We start from the raw sequence: 21115 nt of genomic DNA on the forward strand, positions 1-21115 counted from the left end.
TGTTTTTCACTCTTTTCAGAGACAATATCCGTCTTTTTTTAATTTCCGGCCAGTCTCCACATACGACCAGCTGCTGTCATACAGTTTCCGGCGCTCTTCTTCAGTAAGACTCCTCTTTACTTTTGCCGGGCATCCCACCGCAAGACACCCGTCCGGTATCACGGTGCCCTCGAGCACAACGCTTCCTGCCCCTATCAGGCATTCCTTCCCGATCTGTGCACCGTTAAGGACGATGGCGCCCATACCGATCAGACTTCCATCGCCGACAGTGCATCCATGCACAACAGCATTGTGCCCCACAGTTACACAGTCTCCGATCACCGCAGGATATCCTCTGTCCGCATGTACGGTGCAGTTATCCTGAATATTGCTGCATTTTCCCACACTGATGCTGTCGTCATCTCCTCTTAATACCGCGTGGAAGAGCACTGTAGAATCCTCACCTATCGATACATCTCCGAGAATCACTGACTCTTTTACAATGTTTGCCGAAGGGGCGATGTTATTAGTCTTTGTCATAATATCTGCCCTGCCGCCTTTCTTCACCATTTCTTATATCTGTTTCTTTTATATATTTACCGTTTTCCCTATGCAGCACCGGATCAGAGACCCAGAAATGCACAGATTAGCGCTATGACAATAGCCGGGAGCATATTCGCAACTTTCAATTTCTTTTCCCATAACAGATTGACACCCACACAGAAAATCAGCATGGAACCGGTCAGGGAAAGGTTGGAGAGTGCGCAGTCCTGTCATGATATATACCTCTTGCTGTAATATTTAATAAAGTATACTCTTTTCCAGCATAAATAACAAGAATAACAAGCGGCTGCGCAGATGTATCCCCCAGGGCTAAAGCATTTCCGTCCGCTTGACTTTAGGCTGTACCCTGACTATAATTCTGGATAATCACTGCTGTGATTTACTCAAAATACACTCTGGAAATAACATCTATAGCAAAAAGAAAAGAGGATGAATATGCAGTACGATTTTACCAGTATTCTGGACAGAAAAGGGAAAGATGCGATCGCCGTAGACGCCCCTGATATGAAGAGTGGTTTCGGTGCAGACTATTTTGCAAAAGCAAAGCTGAAGCCGGGATTTGACCGCATTCCCATGTGGGTGGCAGATATGAACTTTCCCACGGTCCCCACAATCCCGGAAGCGATCATTGAGAGGGTAAAACATCCTGCCTACGGCTATTTTGTACCTAGGGATGAGTATTATGAAGAAATTATGCAGTGGCATGAGAAACGAAATAGAGTCACCGGACTGAAGAAGGAGCACATCGGCTATGAAAACGGAGTGCTGGGCGGTGCAGTAAGCGCGCTCAACGTACTCTGCTCCAAAGGGGACTCCGTACTCCTCCACTCGCCCACATATATCGGATTTACCGGAGCCCTTACTAACAATGGTTACAACATAGTTCTCAGCCCGCTTGTACAGGATGACAAAGGCATGTGGCGCATGGACCTCGAAGATATGGAAAGAAAGATCATCGAGAACAAGATCCATGCAGCTATCCTCTGTTCCCCTCATAATCCGACCGGAAGAGTATGGGAAAGGGAAGAACTTGAAAAGATGATGGAGCTCTATCGGAAGCACGATGTCTATGTCGTCTCCGATGAGATCTGGTCTGATCTGATCCTTACAGGTCATAAACATATACCGGCCCAGAGTGTTTCCGAAGATGCGAAACAGCGGACGATCGCGCTCTATGCGCCGTCCAAGACTTTCAATCTTGCCGGGCTGATCGGGAGCTATCATATCATATATAATAAATGGCTCAGAGACCGAATGGACAAGGAAACTTCCCTGCCGCATTATAACGATATGAATGTATTGTCCATGTATGCCCTGATCGGCGCATATAAGCCGGAGGGATATGAATGGGTTGACCAGCTCTGCGAAGTACTCACAGGAAATATAGATTATGCCTACCAATTCATCCAGGATCATTTTGAAGGAGTGAAAGTCATAAAGCCGCAGGGCACTTATATGCTCCTTCTGGACTGTGAAGAATGGTGCAGGGAACACGACCGGACAATCGACGAACTTCAGACTGCAGGGCTGGAAGTCGGCGTACTCTGGCAGGACGGCCGCCCGTTCCACTGCCCGTTCGGCATCCGCATGAATCTGGCACTTCCGCTCTCAAGGGTGAAGGAAGCGTTTGACCGGCTTGATAAATACGTATTTAATGCGAATGTCGTGAACTGAACTGTTACATGTCCAAGCCACGGAATACTGCAGAATTTTTTCTTGACATCGGCATTTCATTGAACTACAATGTACACGTACAAAAACAGAATACATCATTCGGTAGGTGAGGTTACCACAGGGATTGGGATATACCCGAAGATTGCTGCCGCGAGATCGTGGAGACACGATAAGATGGTCAGCAGGCTGTGTCGTGAAGGTGCAGCCTAATGCAATTGATATGCCCTGTGATACTAAAGCTTGAACGATGCATCCCGGTCATGTTTATTTTCATGGGTTTATTATGACTCCGTCATTGTTCAGGCAGTGACGGAGTTTTCTGTTTGTAATTTTGCTCGTTCACACTACCCACCACCCGCATGCGCATTCGTCGCGCTGACGCGCTCCAGTCTCGCACTACGTGCTAAGATTGCTTATTGCGGATGGTTGGTAATGTGAACTGCAGTCAAAGGAGGTGAGGTTATGGATTCTGGTGCCAGTTGCCATTTATGTAGCTTGATAACAAAAAATAACATAAAGAGAGGTATTTATCATGAACAAAGATATTTTTGTAAAACTTCTCCAGCAGCGTCAGTACAAAGCTGTGAGGAGTATTCTGGATGTTATGAACGAAGTGGACATAGCCTCACTGCTCTCAGAGCTGGATGACAAGGAACTGGCTCTGGCTTTCCGCCTGATTCCGAAAGACAAAGCAGCCGAAGTATTCGCCAACATGGACAGCTCTATGCAGACATATCTGGTTGAAATATTTTCAGAAAAGGAATTGAAAGAACTGCTTGATGATCTGTACATGGACGATACCGTAGATCTTCTGGAAGAGCTTCCTGCGAACCTGGTCAACCGTATCCTTGATACTGTCAGCACATCAGACAGAGCTCTTATCAACCAGCTTCTGAACTATCCGGAAGACAGCGCCGGAAGTATTATGACTACAGAATATGTAGATATCAGAGAAAACATGACTGTTGCCCAGTCCATGGCTCATATTAAAGAAACCGGAATACATAAAGAAACAATCTACACCTGCTATGTAACTGACAGGCGAAGGCTGATCGGTATCGTCAGCGCCAAAGACCTGATGACAACAGACGATGATGTACTCATAAAAGATCTGATGGAGACTGAGATAATCTCTGTAAAAACGCACACAGACAAAGAAGAAGTGGCAAAGCTTTTTACAAAATATGATTTTCTCGCCATCCCGGTCCTGGATACGGACGGACTGATGGTCGGCATTGTCACATTTGATGACGCCATGGACGTTATGGTAGAGGAAGCGACCGAGGATATCACAAAGATGGCTGCCATCAATCCGAGTGAAAAGACGTACTTTGAGACGTCTGTATTTGCTCATGCAAAGAACCGCATCCCATGGCTCCTCATCCTGATGTTTACATCAATCATTACGGGAACGATCATCACGAAATATGAAAATGCATTTGCTGCGATTCCACTTCTTGTATCGTTTATACCAATGTTGATGGACACAGGCGGAAACTGTGGTTCCCAGAGCTCAACTCTGATCATTCGGGGACTTGCTCTGTCGCAGGTTCGTTTTAAGGATATCTTCCGGGTAATATTTAAGGAGTTCCGCATCTCCCTTATTGTTGGAGCGGTTCTCGCCCTGACAAACGGCATCCGGATCATGATCCAGTATGATAACGCCGGGCTTGCGCTCGTCATCGCATTATCACTGATCGGAACTGTCATTGTCGCGAAAATGGTCGGATGTATACTGCCGCTGCTTGCAAGCAAAATTCATCTTGATCCGGCGATCATGGCTTCTCCTCTTATCACGACACTGGTTGACATATTCTCGATACTGATCTACTTTAATATTGCAACTATGTTGTTTAATCTGTAATAAAATGAGGTAATGACAAATGGGAAACTATATTCTTGAAGCCTGTGTAGACTGCGTAGAATCAGCACTGGCTGCTGAAAAGGGCGGTGCAAGCCGCATCGAGCTCTGCAGCGATCTCGTAATAGGCGGTGTATCGCCTTCGCTTCCGCTGTTCCGTCAGATCCGGAAATATACCGGACTTAAAATCAGAACACTCCTGCGCCCCCGCTATGGCGATTATTGCTACGACAAATATGAGTGCGATGAAATAAATGAAGAGATCCGGATGTTCCGCGAGGAAGGCGCCGACGGCGTCGTTGTCGGTATCCTTAATCCGGACGGCACTCTCAACACAGAACAGCTTGAGCGTTTCAAAGAGACAGCGGGTAAAATGGAAATCACGCTCCACCGCGCATTTGATGTATGTCTTGACCCCATGCAGGCAATGGAGCAAGTCATTGAACTGGGATATGATACAATCCTTACAAGCGGACAGAAACCTACCGCATGGGAAGGTCGCGATCTACTGAAAAAACTACAGGAGGAGAGCCGGGGACGGATTGAGATTCTCGCTGCCAGCGGAATCAGCTGTGAAATAATCGAAAAACTTGTCCCCTATACAGGGATTTCCTCATATCATATGTCAGGGAAAATCGAAGCAGACAGCGCAATGACTTTTCGCAAACCCGGAATCGGACTCGGACTCTCCGAGCAGGATGACTATAAACTATTCCGCACCGACAGCTCTGCCGTTAAAGCATCCGTCGATTATTTGCATAAGACATTTGTCTGACTATCACAGTATTCTTTCAGACCACATCCTGTAAAAGAGCGGGAACGCCCGGACCGCTATCCGTCCGAATGTTCCCGCTCTTTTATGTTGGGGGGCCAAAACCCCCAACTATGATGCCTACGGATTGTTCCGTGCTGCGCAGTCTTCGCTGCCGCTTCGGTCGGCGCTAAGCGAACGTCCACCGGACGTTCAGCGCCCCTCAATCCTACCCAATATCATATAGAATAATTACTCGATTACTTTGATCCATCCTTCCGGAGCCTCAATGTGTCCCATCTGGATACCTGTCAGCGTATCGTACAGTTTCTGAGTAACCGGTCCCATCTTCTCCATACCGCTCGGCAGGCAGATTTCCTCGCCGTGGTTTACAATCTTTCCTACCGGTGAGATTACGGCTGCCGTTCCGCAAAGTCCGCATTCTGCGAAATCTTTCACCTCATCAAAGTATACGTCTCTTTCTTCCACTTCCAGTCCAAGATAATGCTCAGCCACATACATGATAGATCTTCTCGTGATAGACGGAAGGATCGTATCAGAATGAGGTGTTACGACTTTATTGTCTTTTGTGACGAAAATAAAGTTCGCACCGCCCGTCTCTTCTACCTTCGTCCTTGTAGCAGAATCAAGATACATGTTCTCATCAAATCCATTTGCGTGGGCTGTGACAATCGCATGCAGACTCATTGCATAGTTCAGTCCTGCTTTAATGTGACCTGTTCCGTGCGGTGCTGCTCTGTCGAAATCTGAAACGCAGATCGTGATCGGCTTTGCACCGCCCTTGAAGTACGGTCCTACCGGAGTTGTAAAAATTCTGAACTGGTACTCATCCGCCGGCTTTACACCGATAACCGGATTGATTCCGAACATATATGGTCTGATATACAATGTAGCGCCTGACCCGTACGGCGGAACATACGCTGCATTTGCTTTAACAACCTGCTCTACAGCATCTACGAAACGCTCCTCCGGGAACGGCGGCATTTCGAGACGTTTTGCAGAATCTACCATACGAGAGGCATTCAGATCCGGACGGAATGTCACGATATGTCCGTCTTCCGTTGTATATGCTTTAAGTCCCTCAAAAACAGACTGTGAATACTGAAGCACTCCGGCACATTCATTCATCACGATATTCGGATCGTCGATCAGAGCGCCGTCATCCCATTTGCCGTCTTTATAGTTTGCCACATACCGCTTATCAGTCTGCATGTAGCTGAATCCCATATTTTCCCAGTCAAGATTTTTCTTCTCCATTGTGTTTTCCTCCTCTGCTTGGAAAAGTCCGTCATTACTCTACGGTGACCATTATAATACTGTGATTAATAAAAATCAAGAGTGCGCTCGGTTTTTTGAATATCTTTGAACAATAGTTCAGCCCGCACCATTCGCAAAGCCGCACTCCGTGCTTACTGCGGCTTGTGCCGCTTCTTTACTCATGTACAGGCGCTCCCCTAATACATATGTCCGTTCGCGGAAATATGCAAGCATCTTTCCTTCTCACGTCCAATGTATTGCTGAACTATCGTTCCATCATGCTGATAGACTCGATTCCGACGCTCCCGCCTCTTACGACTTCGATGCTCTTGAATTCCTCTTTCATAAGCTTCACCACAGCATCATTCTTAGTCGCAGTCTGCACGAACTCTACAAGCACGCTGTCCCTGCCGTAGTCGATTACTTTTGCCTTAAATGTCTCCGCGATCTGGAACACTTCTACTTTGTCCGCAACAGAGCATTTGAGTACTTTCACATAAAGAATCTCTTTCATTCGCACAAAGATATCTGTAAAGTCAATTACCTTTATCACCTCTATCATACGGTTAAGCTGCTTTTTAATCTGCTCAAACGTCTCATCGTCGCTTACCGTGGCGATCGTCATCCTTGATACGGTAGGATCTTCGGTCGTTCCCACGGTCAGACTGTCCAGATTGTATGATTTTCCGGAAAAAAGCCCGGAAATCTTAGAGAGCACGCCCACCTGATTTTCTACATAAAGTGAAATCCATCTTTTTTTCATAGTATTATCCATTCTCACGCACTCCTTTCTAACAATCCATGATCATCTCTTCGAGCGTTCCGCCCGGCTGAATCATCGGGTAGACCATTTCTTCCGGATCTATGATAAATTCGATCAATGTAGGTGTCTTTGTATTTTTCTTCGCTTCTTCGAAAGCGGCTGCAATATCTTCTTTTTTCATTACGCGGATTCCCTTTGCGCCGTAGCTTTCTGCCAGTTTCACAAAATCCGGAGTGTATTCCGGCATCTCTTCTCCGTTTGTCCTGCGGAACAGAGCACCCGAACGCAGATTTGTCATTCCATAGCGCTTCCCATAGAAAAGCTTCTGCCACTGACGCACCATGCCGAGATATTCATTGTTGAATACGCACAGGATGAGCGGAAGTTCCTCAAGTACTGCTGTGGCGAACTCCTGAATATTCATCTGCATGCCGCCGTCCCCGGAAATTGCGATTACCGTCTTATCCGGATTTCCCAGTTTTGCACCGATTGCCGCCGGAAAGCCGTATCCCATCGTTCCGAGTCCGCCGGATGTAACGAGCTGCTTCTTCTCTGTTATCTCCGCATACTGTGTAACAAACATCTGATGCTGTCCGACATCCGTCGCAATGATCGCATCATCAAACTGCCGGTTCATCTCCTGAATGATATCCATCGGGCTCATCTGGCCGCGGTCTTTCATTGTCAATGGATGCTCTTCTTTCCATTCTTTAATCTGTTCCAGCCACTTCTTTGTCTCACACGGTTCCACATATTCGTTCATCTTTGTCACGGCCTCCAGGGCATCAGCCACGATCGGTACATGAACATGGATATTTCTGGAAATAGACGCCGTATCGATATCAATATGGACGATCTGCGCCTTTGGAGCAAAAGCATGAAGTTTCCCTGTGATACGGTCATTGAACCTTGTTCCGATAGAGAACAGCAGATCACACTCACTCACAGCCATGTTTGCCGCATACTGACCGTGCATCCCGAGATTTCCGATGAAAAGCGGATGGTTCGTGGGCACTGCCCCCCTTCCCATGATCGTCGTCACGACCGGTACATTCGTCTTATTGACTACTTCTGTAAACGTCTGATTCGCACGGGCAATATTCACTCCGCCTCCCGCGAGGAAGAGCGGTCTCTTCGCTTTCTTGAGCATCTTGAGTGCTCGTTTGAGCTGTCCCATATGAACACTCGTATTCGGTTTATATCCGCGGATATTGACTGTTTTAGGATACTCTGCGCTGCCAAGTTCACACATCACATCTTTCGGCAGATCGATAAGCACCGGTCCCGGGCGTCCCGTTCTCGCAATATAGAATGCTTCTTTTATAATACGACCAAGATCTTCGCGGTTTCTCACCGTCACGCCATACTTTGTGATACTGCGTGTAATGCCCACGATATCTACTTCCTGGAACGCATCGTTCCCGATCAGATGCTTTGCCACCTGTCCCGTAAAACATACAAGCGGTACACTGTCGTAATTTGCCGTTGCCAGCCCTGTGACAAGGTTCGTAGCGCCCGGTCCGCTCGTGACCAGACATACACCGACTTTCCCCGTTGTCCTGGCATATGCATCCGCTTCATGCACGAGTGCCTGCTCGTGTCTGGGCAGGATAACTCTGATATCGTCCTGCTTATACAGCTCATCGCTGATATCTATCGTACACGCTCCCGGATACCCGAAGATCGTGTCCACTCCCTCTTCCTTTAATGCTCTTACCAGCAATTTGTTACCTGTAATCTGTCTCACACTTCTACCTCCTCTTTCTATAATTACGATATCCGGAAAAAGAAAACCCTGAGCATCATATGCCCAGGGCGAATCTTTCATCCGTGTTACCACCTGAATTCAGAGACAAATCTCTGCTCTTAGCCGGTACGGGAATTCCTCTTTCTCACCGCTTTCGCTGCGCTGTGTCTGTCTTCCGATACCGTTTCCCTATAACGTGGGAATACGTTGGAGCCTACTGGTACTCGTCCGGTACGTTCAGTCCACTGCTCGAAGGCTACTTCCATAATCCCGTCACGAAGATTTACACCTGCCATCTTCTCTCTGTGCATCTGAAGATTATGTACTCCTCCTTGTCACTGCATTTCTGATAGTTAAAAATTTAAATACATTATAGTGTGTATTTTTATCCTTGTCAATCACGTTTTCTTGATCTTTTTTAATCAGTGAGATTTCTTTTTCGTCATTACATTCTTCTCATAATCCTTAAGAGACGTCAGAGCCTTCGGAGCAAGAGGGATGAGAGCGATCATATTGAACACGGTCATAAGCCCTACTCCAAGATCCCCCAGATCCCACACAAACTGGTACGCTGCCAGACCTCCGATAAAGAGCATGACGAGCGCCAGCACTTTATACAGTGTCTGGGAAATCCAGTTGTCGCCGAAGAGATACGCCACATTCGATCTGGCATAGAACAGGATGCCGAGAAATGTGGAGAAACTGAACAGCCACAGAATTACCGCGATAAATACAACTCCGAACTCCCCAAGATGATACTGCATTGCTGTCTGGAGCAGGTCCATCCCCTCAAGACCTTTTGTCATGGCCTCCGGTGTCAGCAGCATGATCATAGCAGAGCAGGTACAGATTACAAGAGTATCAATAAAGACACCAAGAGCCTGTAAGAGTCCCTCTTTTGCCGGGTGGCTGATGTCAGCCGCCGCAGCCGCACATGGTGCAGAACCCGATCCGGCTTCATTGGAGAAGAGACCTCTCTTTGCCCCATTCATGATCACTGCCCCAATTCCACCGCCTGCTACCTGGCGGATACCGAATGCCTCTGAAAAAATTCTTCCAAACACTGCCGGAAGCTGACCCGCATTTGTCACAATAATGAAAATCGTAATAAAGAAATAGCACGCCGCCATAATAGGAACGATGATGTCAAGCACTTTAACCGTCGCATTCTTTCTCAAAACGATAATTGCAGCTATTACCACAAGAACAACGGTGGAGTAAATCGGCGGAACGTGGAATGCATTCTCAAAAGAAGATGAGATAGAGTTACTGATCACCTGGCTGATCCCGCACCAGCAGATCAGACCGGATACAGCAAAAAGCACTGCCAGTATGGATTTCTTCTTTTTGCTTCCTTTTTTGATAAACAGTGCATGGATGTAATACGCCGGGCCACCCCGGTATCCGCCGTAGAGCGGATCTTTCTCTTTATAGAGCTGTGCCAGCGTAGCCTCGATAAAGGCAGTCGAAGAACCTACAAGAGCAATTACCCACATCCAGAATACAGCTCCCGCACCGCCGGCGGAGATTGCAGCTACCACACCGACCAGATTGCCCATGCCCACACGGCAGGCTGTTGAGACGATCAGCGCCTGTACACCGGAGATTCCCTCCCGCTCTTCCTCTTCAATCTTCCTGTTATTCTCCAAAGTTACTTTCAGCATCTCGGGGAAGAGACGAAACGGAAGAAATTTTGTGCGTATTGTAAAATAAATACCCGCCGGGACAAGAATCAGTACAAGAAGCGAAAGTCCCAGCGTACTGCCGCCCGGCAGAGGAATTGTAATCAGATCTCCCCAGAGTATATTATAAATTGCATGAAATAATGCCATATCTTTTTATCCTCTCAATTCTATCATTCAGCAGCAGTCCGGTCATCAGGAACGTTTCGACCGAACCGTTACAACATCTATATCCACAGCCGCATTGCGAAAAGATACACAGCCGCATAATACAGAAGCAGTACAAGGGCACCGCACACCACGCTCCTGTGCTTTCCCAGTCTGTTTCTGCCAAGAAGCACATCAGAGACCGCAAAACAAAGTCCGCCCGCCGCCGGAATCATTCCTTTAGCTGCACTGATGCCCCCAGAACCTCCGAAGCCCGCGCGGACGCCTGCCGTCACGGCAAGAGCCGCCATCATGCTTAGAATCAGGAGATACGCCAGCATGGGATAAAACAGTTTCTTTTTCTGCAGCGAATAAAAATAACAGTGGAGAGCAGAGCAGGCTGCTGCCGCAAAGACTGCGCAGAAAGCCAGCGTCAGACCAAGTAATCCGGTATCAACAGCAAAGGGGCCGTTTTCTCCCAAATGGAGCACAGACTCTCCGCTTAACAGAAAACCAGATGCCATACATATATGGCCGATACTGAAACATACCGCCCCCCATATGAATCTGCACTCCAGCAGTACATCCGCAGCCAAATAAAACAGGATTGCCAGGAGAGTAAACGCATATGCCGGTTGCAGGCAGACGTCTATTCTGTCCGCCAGTTGCAAATACCTTTCTCCGCACAGGCTTCCTGCCAGCAGAAAGCCCGGAACAGACGTGGCGAGCGCTTTACATAGAAGTGCGTTCTTTCTTTTTCTTTTCTTATTCTGAAAATAGTAAGTTCCGAAAGCCGTCATAAGGACAGCCCCGAAAATTCCTGCAATAATCATCATTTTCCTTTATTCCTGATCAGTCCGATCAGAGAGTAGACCAGAAGCGCCGCTATATTTGCCATAACTACGCTCGCCCCTGCCGGAGTCGCCCATACATATGAGACCGTAATGCCGGTCACCAGACATACGACAGAGATTACCGCCGAGTTGATCATCACACTCTTAAATGTCTTGCACACGCGCATAGAAGTAAGTGCCGGAAAGATAATCAGGCTCGAGATAAGGAGAGCTCCCATCATACGCATTCCCAGCACGATCGTCACTGCCGTCAGCACCGCGATCAGCGTATTGTAAAGATCCGCTTTCACCCCGGTCGCCTGTGCGAATGTTTCATCAAACGTAATGGCAAATATCTTATGATAGAAAAACACAAACAGTACCAGCACGATAACCGCCATGGCAACGCTTAAGACTACATCTCCTTCACTCATGGCAAGTATACTGCCGAACATATAATTATATACATCTGTATTCATTCCTGTAGTCATAGATATCACCATAACTCCCACCGCCAGGGAACTGGTAGAGATAAGCGCGATCGCCGCATCTCCCTTGATCCTGCTGTTTCCCCTGATGCGGAGAAGCAGTACGGCAGCCAGGATTACGACCGGGATAGCTACGGCAAGCGGAGCCATATTGAGGGAAGCCGCGATCGCCAGAGCACCGAACCCCACATGTGAGAGGCCGTCCCCGATCATAGAATATCTTTTCAGGACAAGGCTCACTCCCAGCAGGGCAGAACACAGCGCAACGAGCGCGCCCACGGCAAATGCGCGCACCATGAAAGGATATGAGAACATCTCAAAAATCGTTTCCATCATGCACACCTCCCAGAAATTTTCTGCCGATCCGGCTCCTGCGGTAATCTTCTGTCGTCCCAAAGAACAGCGCTGTCTCCTGCAGGTGCAGGATATGAGTCGCATCTTCCACCGCACTCTCAATATCGTGGGATACCATCACCACCGCAATACCGGAATCCCGGTTGATTCTCCGGATGAGCTGGTAGAACTCGCCCGTCACGATCGGATCCAGACCTGTCACCGGCTCGTCGAGCAGGAGCAGGCTTTTTGTGGCGCACAGCGCGCGCGCCAGGAGCACCCTCTGTTTCTGGCCTCCCGAGAGATCCCGGAAGCACTGCCGCTCCAGATCCCGTATTCCGAGAAGTTCCATTTTCTCCACTGCTTCCCGCTTATCGCCGGATGTATAGAAGGGGTGGAATCCCCTGCTGTTAAGCCTGCCGGAGAGAACCACTTCATAGACACTCGCAGGAAAGTCTTTCTGCGTATCATTCTGCTGCGGAAGATATCCGATCTCATTCTGTCTCAGTCCGTCTCCGAATGTAATGCGCCCTTTTTCCACGCTCTTTAGTCCGAGCAGACTCTTGACAAGAGTACTCTTTCCCGAACCATTCTCGCCGACGATACACAGGTAATCGCCTTTTTCTATCGCAAAATTCAGATCTTTCACCACCGTCTGCCCTTCGTAGCCGATGGAGACATTTTCGCATTTTATCAGGGGCATCAGTTCAGGACCTCCTTCAATGTCTCAACGTTTTTCTGCATCATAGAAAGATATGTCTCGCCGCTCTCAAAGTCATCTGCCGACAGATTATGACAACTGTAAAATACTTTTACCTCTGTTCCGGTTGCCTCTGCGACCGCATTTGCTATGTCATCATTGCTCAGCTCCATCTTGAGCACTGCAGGGACATTTTCTTCCCTCACTTTTTCTATCAAAAACACCATAGTTGCCGCGCTCGGCTCCGTGTCACCGGCGCATCCCGGAAATGCCGCATAATACTCAAGACCATACTCGTCTGCAAAATACCGGAACGGGAAACGGTCCCCAAAGATCATTACGTCCCTTTTTGCATTGTCCGCTATATTCCGGAACTGACGATCCAGATCCACAAGCTTTTCCTGGTAAGCAAGAGCATTCTCCGCATACAGCTCACTTCCGGACGGATCTGCCTGGGAAAGCACGTCTTTAATATGCTCCACGATCAGTGAAGCATTGACCGGAGAAGTCCATACATGTTCGTCAATCTCATGGACCGACTCTTCTTCCTCTTGCGGATCTTCTGTCTCATGGGCATGACTGTGTCCCCCGCTTCCCTTCATGCCCTCGACTTCTTCCTCCTCAACCGTATCCACACAGTCTGTCAGACGCAGAGTCAGCATATCCGACTCCGGCATGGAACTGAGAATGTCTTCCACCCAGACATCATTTTCCCCGCCTGTGTAGATAAACACATCGCTGTTCTGTATATCGATAATATCCTGAGGCGTTGGTTCATAAGAATGTGTCTCTTCACCCGGCTTAAGAAGCATCGTAAGATTTACTTCGTCTCCCGCAATCTCCCGCACAAAATCATAGGGCGGAAAGATCGTCGTCACAACACTGATCCTGCCGTCCTTTGACATACTCCCGGACGATTCGGTACTGACTGAAGGATCCTCTCCTGCGCCTGTTCTGCCTGTCCCCGTACAGCCTGCCGTCAGGACCGCTGCACTTATAGTCAGCAGCAATGCATCGAATATCCTTCGCCGTGCTCCCCGCCTTCTTCTATGGTTTATACACCTGTTACCTGCGCTCATATTTCGTAAAACAAAATTCCAGATCAAAACAGGTCTGCTCCTCGCTTTCTTCTGTCATCACCCATTCGTCCATCTCGTCCAGATTCGGGAAAAAAGTATCCGCCTGGAATGCCCTGTCGATCTTGGTGACATAAACAGTATCACAGTATGGCAGCATCATGCGGTAAACGCTTTCCCCGCCGATCACATAGATATCATCTGCATCATACTTTTTCAGTTCCTCCATCAGCTCGTCCTCTGAATGGACAATGACGGCATCCTTCACCTGGTAGTCCTGATTTGCTGTCAGAACAATATTTGTCCTGTTCTTCAGAGGCATGCCGTTCGGGAAACTCTCCAAAGTCTTTCTCCCCATGACAACCACCTTTCCGGTTGTCGTCTGACGGAAAAATTTCATATCAGAAGGGATGCTCACAAGCAGATGGTTATTGTAACCGATCCCCCAGTTCTTATCTGCAGCTAATATTGCCTTCATATATACTTCACCTTTCTATGCATGTTATACAGCGACCGGAATGTTTTTCATCTGCGGATGTGTCTGATAGTCATCCAGCGCAACATCGTCCGGCGTAAAATCATAAAAGTCCGTGATTTCCGGATTCAGCCGGAATTTCGGCGCCGGATAAGGTTCTCTTGCGATCAGCTCTTCCACCATCGGAATATGTCTGTCATAAATATGTGCATCCGCGATCACATGGACCAGCTCGCCCGCCTTCATGCCGCACACCTGCGCAAGCATATGGAGGAGCACTGCATACTGACATACATTCCAGTTGTTCGCCGTCAGCACGTCCTGGGAGCGCTGGTTGAGAATGCCGTTCAGAGTAAGGATATCACTGTCAGCCTCTTTTGTCACATTAAACGTCATACTGTATGCACACGGATACAGATTCATCTCATGCAGATCCTGATGTACATAAATGTTCGTCATAATACGGCGGCTGTACGGATTGTTCTTAAGGTCATAGATCACACGGTCCGTCTGATCCATCATCCCTTCCTTGTACTGGTGTTTCACACCCATCTGATATCCATAAGCCTTGCCGATAGATCCTGTCTCATCTGCCCAGCTGTCCCAGATATGACTTTTTAATTCATGCACATTGTTAGACTTCTTCTGCCAGATCCACAGCATCTCATCCACACAGCTCTTGATAGCAGTGCGTCGCAGTGTCAGCGCCGGGAACTCTTTCGAGAGGTCATAGCGGTTCACAACACCGAACTTCTTGATCGTATAGGCAGAAGTTCCGTCCTCCCACACGGGGCGCACTTTTTCTCCCTCTGTGCTTGTACCGTTCTCTATGATATCCCGGCACATATCGATAAAAACTTTATCTGCGTAACTCATGTTCTCCTCCTTATCACGGATCTGCTATATTGTACAGCAGTTTTTCCAGATTTCTCCTCAGCGCATCAGTCTCCCGCTTCGTCATTCCGCGCGTAAGCTCTCTGTCAAGTTTCCGACGGTCAATATCCATCCTTCGCTGGATATCATATGCTTTCTCGGTGAGATAAATATTCTTCTTCCTTTTGTCATGCGCGTTGGGCACGCAGAGGATATAACCTTTTTCATCCAGACGCTGCAGTATCCCCGTAACCGTCGGATTCTTCAGATTCAGATTTTTTTCTACATCTCTCTGGCTTACTTCCTCTTTGCTCGTGCGGAAAAGGTAATCCAGCACAGCGCACTGGGACGATGTAATACCGATCTTTTTCAAACGCTCGTTCAGATCCTTCTCATATACATTATTGATCTGTTTTATCAGAAACCCGATGGGCTGACTTCTCTTCTCCATCTGCGCTCCTCACTTTTCCGTACTCTATTCCGGTCATCACGGTCAACATCTTAATATTCGCGTATCACACTGCTAATCTCGTAGATGCTGTCCATATTTTTCAGTTCCTCTGTAGCGTCTTTCATGTGCCGCTCTTTTACTCTCTCTGTCACAATGACAAGTTCAGCCTTCTCTAAATGTACATTCTTTTGGACAACCCTGGCAATACTCACTTTATGGCCGCCGAACACCTGGGCAATCTGCGCCAGCACGCCCGGCCTGTTCTTCACCTGCATACGCAGGAAAAATTTATTTTCTATTTCCCCGAAATCTTTCACCGGGATCTGCCGGTAGCAGGTACAGCTTATCCTGCCCGTGCAATCGTATGCCAGATCTCTGGCCACATCGATCACATCTCCTACAACCGCACTTGCTGTAGGCATCTCCCCGGCCCCTCTTCCGTAGAACATGGCGTCGTCCACAGCGTCGCCATGAATGAATACTGCGTTAAAAGACTCCCGTACAGATGCCAGCGGATGGTCCTTTGGCAGCATGACCGGATATACACCGACCTCGATCCCGCTCTCTGTATTGCGCGCTACGCCGAGCAGCTTTATCACACTGTCAAATTCTTTTGCATAGGCAATGTCCGCTGCCGTGATCTTTGTGATTCCTTCCGTATATACATCGGAAAATACAACTCTCGAATGGAAAGCGATGGATGCCATGATCGCCACCTTGCGCCCCGCATCCAGCCCTTCTACGTCCGCTGTCGGGTCAGCCTCTGCATAACCGAGCTTCTGTGCCTGTCTCAGGGCATCTTCAAACTCCATCCCCTCTTCAAACATTTTCGTGAGGATATAGTTCGTCGTACCGTTGACGATACCGAGCACATCTGTTATCTCATTTCCTGCCAGACACTGCTTCAGCGGGCGGATGATCGGGATTCCGCCTGCTACTGCCGCCTCAAACAGGAAATCCTTCCCGTATTCCTGAGCTGTATCAAGAAGCTCACGTCCCTCCTCTGCGATCAGATCCTTATTTGCGGATACTACGTTCTTTCCAGCTTTCAGCGCTTCAAGGATCATCGTCTTTGCCGGCTCAATACCGCCGATCACTTCGATCACGATCTGAATCTCTTCATCCTCAAGGATATCCTTCCAGTTGTCAGTGAGCAGGCTTTCATCAACGCCCTCTCTCTTCTTATTTTTATTGTGTACAAGTATCTTCTTGATCTCAAGCTGCGCTCCGATCGTACGTTCCATGACATCCGAGCGCATGCGGATCAGTTTATAAACTCCGGTTCCGACTGTTCCAAGGCCGAGCAGGCCGATCTTGATCTTTTTCATACAGGCACCTCTGTTTCTGCTGTCAGGCGGCCTCAGTGCAGCGATACACCAGGCCGCGTTTTCAAAGTAACATTCTTCTGTTCAGTATCCACAGTATAGCATAGCCGCGTGCGATACTGCAATGGCTATCATATCGAAATTGATTATCATTTACATTTCTCTGCAGAACCTGCGCACCGCAAGACCGATCACAAGCCCCGCGATGGCCGGACATACCCAGCCGAATCCCTGCTCTGAAAACGGCAGGAGCACGGCAGCGCTCTCCGTGATATTTCTGATCATCTCCGAAGAACTTATCCCTTCCGGCAGCGCCCGTAGAAAATCAAATACCGCTGCCACAGCCGTAAATGACATTGTCCACTGATACACGATCCTGTCCCCGCCAAAAAAGCGGTCAGTAAACGTAAGCACAATAAGCATGACTGCCAGCGGATAAAGGAACATCAGCACCGGCATAGAATACGCAATGATCGCATCCAGTCCGAGATTTGCGATCAGGAATGACAGAACGCAGAACACAGATGCCCATATCCGGTAGGACGGACCTCCGGGGAATAGTTTTTCAAAAGTTCTTCCGCAGCTTGTAATAAGGCCAACAGCAGTTTTCAGACACGCAATCGTGACCGTCACAGCCAGGATCACCGCTCCCGCGGGACCGAAATAATGCCCGGCAATCTGAGCGAGCGCCTCGCCGCCATTTTCCGCGGACGCAAATATCCCTCTGCTCTGCGCACCCATCACGGTCACGAGGACGTAGATAAGCGCCATCAGAAGAGAGCTGAATACGCCTGCCTTTACTGTGCTCTTCGCAATCTCTCCCGGTTCCTCTACACCAAGCCCGCGTATCGCTTCTATTACAACAATACCGAATGCAAGCCCTGCCAGGGCATCCATTGTATTATATCCTTCCAGAAGTCCCGTAAAGAAGGCTCCCTGCTCATACTGCGCAGCCGGAGGGATCTCGCTGATCACTCCTGCCGGCGACGTCAGAGCCCTGAACACAAGTATGCCAAGAAAAATCAGGAACAGAGGATTCAGCACTTTCCCGATCCAGGTCATGATCTCGCCCGGACGCAAGGAAAAGAACAGAACAAGAGCAAAAAAGAGGAAAGAGAACACAGCGAGCCCTGCCGTATGGGCAGCTCCCGACGTTATTCCCTCCACTCCTACCGTATATGAGACCGTTGCACATCTCGGAATTGCAAAAAAAGGACCGATCGTCAAATACAGGAGGCAGGTGAAAAACAATCCGTAACGCTTTCCTACTCTGCTGCTCAGTTCCAGCAGTCCGTCCTGCCGGCTGATGCCCAAAGCCGCTACGCCAAGCAGCGGCAGTCCGACTCCCGTGATAAGAAAGCCCGCTGCCGCCTGCCACATATTGCTCCCCGCCAGCTGCCCCATAGATACCGGAAAGATCAGATTCCCCGCTCCGAAGAACATACCGAACAGCATGCTTGCAACTAATATAATTTCTCTCATATTTAACTTTTTCATAATATCCGACTCCTGTCTATAAGTCTGATCTGCTGTAGAAAAAGAAAAAGCACCTGAACCCCATTCCGGAATCTCAAGTGCTTATTTCAGAGCGACAGACGGGGTTCGAACCCGCGACCCCGACCTTGGCAAGGTCGTACTCTACCAACTGAGCCACTGTCGCATTTCTGTGTTTCTGTGTTCCGTTGACCGGAACAATATGTACTATACTACACCCCCAAGGAAAAGTCAACAACTTTTTTTATTTTTTTTAATTTTATGTAACAGTTCAGCCATCTGACGACAGGAGGCGGATTTATGCTTGCATAAGAAGCCGCCGACTGGCAGTCAGATGTGCTGAGCGCCTGTCTATGAGTAAAACAGCGGCGACAGCCGCAGTAAGCACGAAGTGCGGTTTTACGAATGGCGCGCACTGAACTGTTACATTTTATTTACTGCTTTCCCGTCCGCTCCGATAATATGCTTCTGAGAGACTCAATATCCGACTCACTGTGAGCATCGCTTTCAAGATAAGATGAGACAAACGCTGTGATATCTCCTTTAAAATAATGCTCCACAAAGGAAGAACTCTTCACCTTAAGATACTCGCTTTCTTCAACCGCTGGAGTATATACAAACACACGCCCCTTTTTTTCATAGGTAAGAGCCCCCTTCGTGACCAGCCGGCGGATAAGCGTCTGTATCGTCTTCGGGCTCCATTCCGTGGACTGTACAAGCTGTTCCGTGATTTCATTCGTATTGACAGGAGCCTGGTCCCATACCAGTCTCATAACCTCAAATTCTGCTTCTGATATCTGCGGAAGTTTCACCATATCGTTATCCTTTCTTTTTCCTACACCCGTAATAATGTTAATTATATAATTACCGCACGCTTATGTCAAAGAAAAGCTGTCATATTTCCCTCTGTTTTCCTGCAAACCCTCTATACAAACAGTATCTCTTCTTCTATAATAATCTGGATTGTGTGTCAGAAGGGATCTGATCCCGGACAGCGACACCTCAGATATTTCAGCGACGGAGGAATCTTCATTGAAACAGACATATACACGCACACTTATTGCATGTTATACAGGATATGTGGTGCAGGCCATCGTAAATAATTTCGCACCGCTTTTGTTCCTGACATTTCAGAGTACATACAACATTTCCATGGGAAAGATTACTCTGCTCATATCAATTAATTTTATCATACAGCTTATGACTGACTTTCTCTCTGCAGGATTTATCGACCGGATCGGCTACCGGGCTTCCATGATCATCGCTCATGCCGCATCGGCTTCCGGGCTCATCTGCCTTCCAATCCTGCCGGAGCTTCTGCCCGATCCCTCTGCCGGACTCCTCATTGCCGTCGGCATCTACGCTGTGGGCGGCGGTCTGCTGGAAGTCCTTGTAAGCCCTGTAGTAGAAGCGCTTCCGACAAAGAATAAGGAAAAGACTATGAGTATGCTTCATTCATTCTACTGCTGGGGGCATGTGGCGGTCGTGCTTCTCTCGACTGTGTTCTTCGCTCTGTTCGGCGTGGACAACTGGCGGATCATGGCAGTCATATGGGCACTCGTCCCACTCTATAACCTTTTCGTCTTCCGAAAAGTACCTATGTGCACACTCACAGAAGAAGGCGAAAAAGGCATGTCCTTTGCCGATCTTGTCCGCAGACCGGCATTCTGGATCCTGATGGTGATCATGGTATGCGCAGGGGCCAGCGAACAGGCGGTCAGCCAGTGGGCGTCCACCTTCTCAGAACAGGGTCTTGGCGTCAGCAAAACAATCGGGGACCTGACCGGTCCCATGTTCTTCGCCGTATGTATGGGAAGTTCCCGTCTTCTATACGGTCTGTATGGTGAAAAGCTGAACCTGAAACGGGCGATGATCCTGAGCGGGATCTTATGCATTTTCGCTTACTGCATGATCTCACTCTCCCCGCAACCCACCTTAAGCCTTCTGGGATGCGGCATCTGCGGTTTCTCTGTGGGCATCATGTGGCCGGGTGCATTCAGCATCGGCGCAGCTGCTTTAAAAGGCGGCGGAACAGTAATGTTCGCCTTCTTCGCCCTTGCAGGTGACCTGGGATGCTCCAGCGGTCCGGCATATGTGGGACTGATTGCAGAACACGCCGGGAATAATCTGAAAGCAGGGATCCAGTGGGCGGTGATCTTCCCGCTGCTGCTGATGCTCGGAGTGATGATGATACGGAAATCGTATGATAAATGAATATAGCTCTGGTACATACACAACATATACCAGAATCTTGTCTTTTCCCCAAATTTATACTATACTTACAGCAAATCACTATTATAAAAGGAGTTATCAGTTATGAAATTCATATATCCTGCGGTTTTCCGCAAAAATGAAGATGGTGGTTACCACGCATTCTTCCCGGATCTGGAATGCTGTGAGGCTCACGGAGAAACACTTGACGACGCCATCGAAAACGCCAACGAGGCATGCCGCACATGGATCACGGTTGAGCTCGAGGAAGATGAGCCTGTAATGCCTTATGTGTCCGATATCGAAGATATTGAGGTGAAAGACGGAGATATCGTAAGAAACATTTCCGTGAACATCCGGTTCTATGAAGGATGGGATGAATAAATTCCGGATTTATCAGACTGAGAAAA

19 protein-coding genes, 1 tRNA gene, 2 pseudogenes, 1 riboswitch and 1 other annotated feature are annotated in these 21115 nt (G+C 48.4%); of the genes and pseudogenes, 5 read left to right on the forward strand and 17 right to left on the reverse strand.

Annotation, left to right across the window (positions count from 1 at the left end):
• Positions 1-15: 15 nt before the first annotated feature.
• Together FNY66_RS11325 and FNY66_RS16185 are read right to left on the reverse strand one after the other, a co-directional pair.
• On the reverse strand, positions 16-519 hold the full coding sequence (locus tag FNY66_RS11325) for a gamma carbonic anhydrase family protein (RefSeq protein ID WP_150311215.1): 504 nt from the start codon (positions 517-519) through the stop codon (positions 16-18).
• Positions 520-602: 83 nt separating this feature from the next.
• Positions 603-731: pseudogene (locus FNY66_RS16185) on the reverse strand (DUF554 family protein); the annotation flags it as partial.
• Positions 732-978: 247 nt separating this feature from the next.
• Here FNY66_RS16185 and FNY66_RS11335 point away from each other — a divergent pair.
• From FNY66_RS11335 to FNY66_RS11345, 3 genes are all read left to right on the forward strand, one after another.
• A complete protein-coding gene (locus FNY66_RS11335; RefSeq protein WP_150311216.1) occupies positions 979-2217 on the forward strand; it encodes a MalY/PatB family protein in 1239 nt (412 codons plus the stop codon).
• 91 nt (positions 2218-2308) lie between these two features.
• A riboswitch (M-box (ykoK) riboswitch) is annotated at positions 2309-2476 on the forward strand.
• Between the two features lie 273 nt (positions 2477-2749).
• Positions 2750-4081 (forward strand): magnesium transporter, encoded by a 1332-nt coding sequence (gene mgtE, locus FNY66_RS11340; RefSeq protein ID WP_087151388.1) that lies wholly within the window; start codon positions 2750-2752, stop codon positions 4079-4081.
• Between the two features lie 19 nt (positions 4082-4100).
• Entirely contained in the window at positions 4101-4853 is a 753-nt protein-coding gene (locus FNY66_RS11345) for a copper homeostasis protein CutC (protein ID WP_087151389.1), read from the forward strand.
• A gap of 228 nt (positions 4854-5081) precedes the next feature.
• On the opposite strand, the pseudogene FNY66_RS11350 reads toward FNY66_RS11345, so the two are convergent.
• From FNY66_RS11350 to FNY66_RS11420, 15 genes and pseudogenes are all read right to left on the reverse strand, one after another.
• A pseudogene (locus tag FNY66_RS11350) lies at positions 5082-6119 on the reverse strand (branched-chain amino acid aminotransferase); the annotation flags it as partial.
• 253 nt (positions 6120-6372) lie between these two features.
• Positions 6373-6882, reverse strand: a complete 510-nt coding sequence (ilvN, locus tag FNY66_RS11355) for an acetolactate synthase small subunit (RefSeq protein WP_087151391.1) — start codon at positions 6880-6882, stop codon at positions 6373-6375.
• 16 nt (positions 6883-6898) lie between these two features.
• Positions 6899-8617, reverse strand: coding sequence for a biosynthetic-type acetolactate synthase large subunit (gene ilvB / locus FNY66_RS11360; RefSeq protein WP_087151413.1), 1719 nt, complete (start codon positions 8615-8617; stop codon positions 6899-6901).
• Between the two features lie 61 nt (positions 8618-8678).
• Positions 8679-8965, reverse strand: a binding site (T-box leader).
• Positions 8966-9039: 74 nt separating this feature from the next.
• The gene (locus FNY66_RS11365) at positions 9040-10449 is read right to left on the reverse strand and encodes an alanine/glycine:cation symporter family protein (RefSeq protein WP_150311217.1); all 1410 of its coding nucleotides are present in this window, start codon (positions 10447-10449) and stop codon (positions 9040-9042) included.
• 77 nt (positions 10450-10526) lie between these two features.
• Positions 10527-11282 carry a lysoplasmalogenase family protein gene (locus FNY66_RS11370; protein ID WP_150311218.1) on the reverse strand — a complete coding sequence of 252 codons (756 nt, stop codon included), beginning with the start codon at positions 11280-11282 and terminating at the stop codon, positions 10527-10529.
• Positions 11279-12103: a metal ABC transporter permease gene (locus FNY66_RS11375; protein WP_087151395.1), complete on the reverse strand. Its 825-nt coding sequence runs from the start codon at positions 12101-12103 to the stop codon at positions 11279-11281. Before FNY66_RS11375 ends, FNY66_RS11370 begins: the two co-directional genes overlap by 4 nt.
• Positions 12084-12803 carry a metal ABC transporter ATP-binding protein gene (locus tag FNY66_RS11380; protein WP_087151396.1) on the reverse strand — a complete coding sequence of 240 codons (720 nt, stop codon included), beginning with the start codon at positions 12801-12803 and terminating at the stop codon, positions 12084-12086. Before FNY66_RS11380 ends, FNY66_RS11375 begins: the two co-directional genes overlap by 20 nt.
• Positions 12803-13906, reverse strand: coding sequence for a metal ABC transporter substrate-binding protein (locus FNY66_RS11385; RefSeq protein WP_408631288.1), 1104 nt, complete (start codon positions 13904-13906; stop codon positions 12803-12805). Before FNY66_RS11385 ends, FNY66_RS11380 begins: the two co-directional genes overlap by 1 nt.
• Positions 13866-14354, reverse strand: a complete 489-nt coding sequence (locus FNY66_RS11390; protein ID WP_087151398.1) for a dihydrofolate reductase — start codon at positions 14352-14354, stop codon at positions 13866-13868. The genes FNY66_RS11385 and FNY66_RS11390 overlap by 41 nt, the downstream gene beginning before the upstream one ends.
• Positions 14355-14378: 24 nt before the next feature.
• Positions 14379-15227 (reverse strand): thymidylate synthase, encoded by an 849-nt coding sequence (gene thyA / locus FNY66_RS11395; protein ID WP_087151399.1) that lies wholly within the window; start codon positions 15225-15227, stop codon positions 14379-14381.
• A 13-nt stretch (positions 15228-15240) separates the two neighbouring features.
• Entirely contained in the window at positions 15241-15675 is a 435-nt protein-coding gene (locus tag FNY66_RS11400; RefSeq protein ID WP_087151400.1) for a MarR family winged helix-turn-helix transcriptional regulator, read from the reverse strand.
• 50 nt (positions 15676-15725) lie between these two features.
• Positions 15726-17003 carry a homoserine dehydrogenase gene (locus FNY66_RS11405; RefSeq protein ID WP_087151401.1) on the reverse strand — a complete coding sequence of 426 codons (1278 nt, stop codon included), beginning with the start codon at positions 17001-17003 and terminating at the stop codon, positions 15726-15728.
• Positions 17004-17153: 150 nt separating this feature from the next.
• Positions 17154-18497, reverse strand: a complete 1344-nt coding sequence (gene brnQ, locus FNY66_RS11410) for a branched-chain amino acid transport system II carrier protein (protein WP_150311219.1) — start codon at positions 18495-18497, stop codon at positions 17154-17156.
• A 90-nt stretch (positions 18498-18587) separates the two neighbouring features.
• Positions 18588-18660: transfer RNA gene (locus FNY66_RS11415), tRNA-Gly, on the reverse strand.
• Between the two features lie 268 nt (positions 18661-18928).
• Positions 18929-19309, reverse strand: a complete 381-nt coding sequence (locus FNY66_RS11420; protein WP_150311220.1) for a BlaI/MecI/CopY family transcriptional regulator — start codon at positions 19307-19309, stop codon at positions 18929-18931.
• Positions 19310-19526: 217 nt separating this feature from the next.
• Here FNY66_RS11420 and FNY66_RS11425 point away from each other — a divergent pair, with 217 nt between their 5' ends.
• The gene (locus FNY66_RS11425) at positions 19527-20708 is read left to right on the forward strand and encodes an MFS transporter (protein WP_150311221.1); all 1182 of its coding nucleotides are present in this window, start codon (positions 19527-19529) and stop codon (positions 20706-20708) included.
• Between the two features lie 102 nt (positions 20709-20810).
• Positions 20811-21089: a type II toxin-antitoxin system HicB family antitoxin gene (locus FNY66_RS11430; protein WP_087151405.1), complete on the forward strand. Its 279-nt coding sequence runs from the start codon at positions 20811-20813 to the stop codon at positions 21087-21089.
• Positions 21090-21115: the final 26 nt, after the last annotated feature.

The organism is Mediterraneibacter catenae (genome assembly GCF_008691045.1).
Lineage (GTDB): Bacteria > Bacillota > Clostridia > Lachnospirales > Lachnospiraceae > Mediterraneibacter > Mediterraneibacter ornithocaccae.

Coding starts and splice junctions, on each gene's coding strand:
- ilvN (WP_087151391.1), bottom strand. CDS start 6,882: ATGGATAATACTATGAAAAAAAGATGGATTTCACTTTATGTAGAAAAT.
- mgtE (WP_087151388.1), top strand. CDS start 2,750: ATGAACAAAGATATTTTTGTAAAACTTCTCCAGCAGCGTCAGTACAAA.
- thyA (WP_087151399.1), bottom strand. CDS start 15,227: ATGAGTTACGCAGATAAAGTTTTTATCGATATGTGCCGGGATATCATA.
- FNY66_RS11390 (WP_087151398.1), bottom strand. CDS start 14,354: ATGAAGGCAATATTAGCTGCAGATAAGAACTGGGGGATCGGTTACAAT.
- FNY66_RS11420 (WP_150311220.1), bottom strand. CDS start 19,309: ATGGTGAAACTTCCGCAGATATCAGAAGCAGAATTTGAGGTTATGAGA.
- FNY66_RS11365 (WP_150311217.1), bottom strand. CDS start 10,449: ATGGCATTATTTCATGCAATTTATAATATACTCTGGGGAGATCTGATT.
- FNY66_RS11370 (WP_150311218.1), bottom strand. CDS start 11,282: ATGATGATTATTGCAGGAATTTTCGGGGCTGTCCTTATGACGGCTTTC.
- FNY66_RS11405 (WP_087151401.1), bottom strand. CDS start 17,003: ATGAAAAAGATCAAGATCGGCCTGCTCGGCCTTGGAACAGTCGGAACC.
- FNY66_RS11400 (WP_087151400.1), bottom strand. CDS start 15,675: ATGGAGAAGAGAAGTCAGCCCATCGGGTTTCTGATAAAACAGATCAAT.
- FNY66_RS11375 (WP_087151395.1), bottom strand. CDS start 12,103: ATGATGGAAACGATTTTTGAGATGTTCTCATATCCTTTCATGGTGCGC.
- FNY66_RS11345 (WP_087151389.1), top strand. CDS start 4,101: ATGGGAAACTATATTCTTGAAGCCTGTGTAGACTGCGTAGAATCAGCA.
- FNY66_RS11380 (WP_087151396.1), bottom strand. CDS start 12,803: ATGCCCCTGATAAAATGCGAAAATGTCTCCATCGGCTACGAAGGGCAG.
- brnQ (WP_150311219.1), bottom strand. CDS start 18,497: ATGAAAAAGTTAAATATGAGAGAAATTATATTAGTTGCAAGCATGCTG.
- FNY66_RS11325 (WP_150311215.1), bottom strand. CDS start 519: ATGACAAAGACTAATAACATCGCCCCTTCGGCAAACATTGTAAAAGAG.
- FNY66_RS11335 (WP_150311216.1), top strand. CDS start 979: ATGCAGTACGATTTTACCAGTATTCTGGACAGAAAAGGGAAAGATGCG.
- FNY66_RS11430 (WP_087151405.1), top strand. CDS start 20,811: ATGAAATTCATATATCCTGCGGTTTTCCGCAAAAATGAAGATGGTGGT.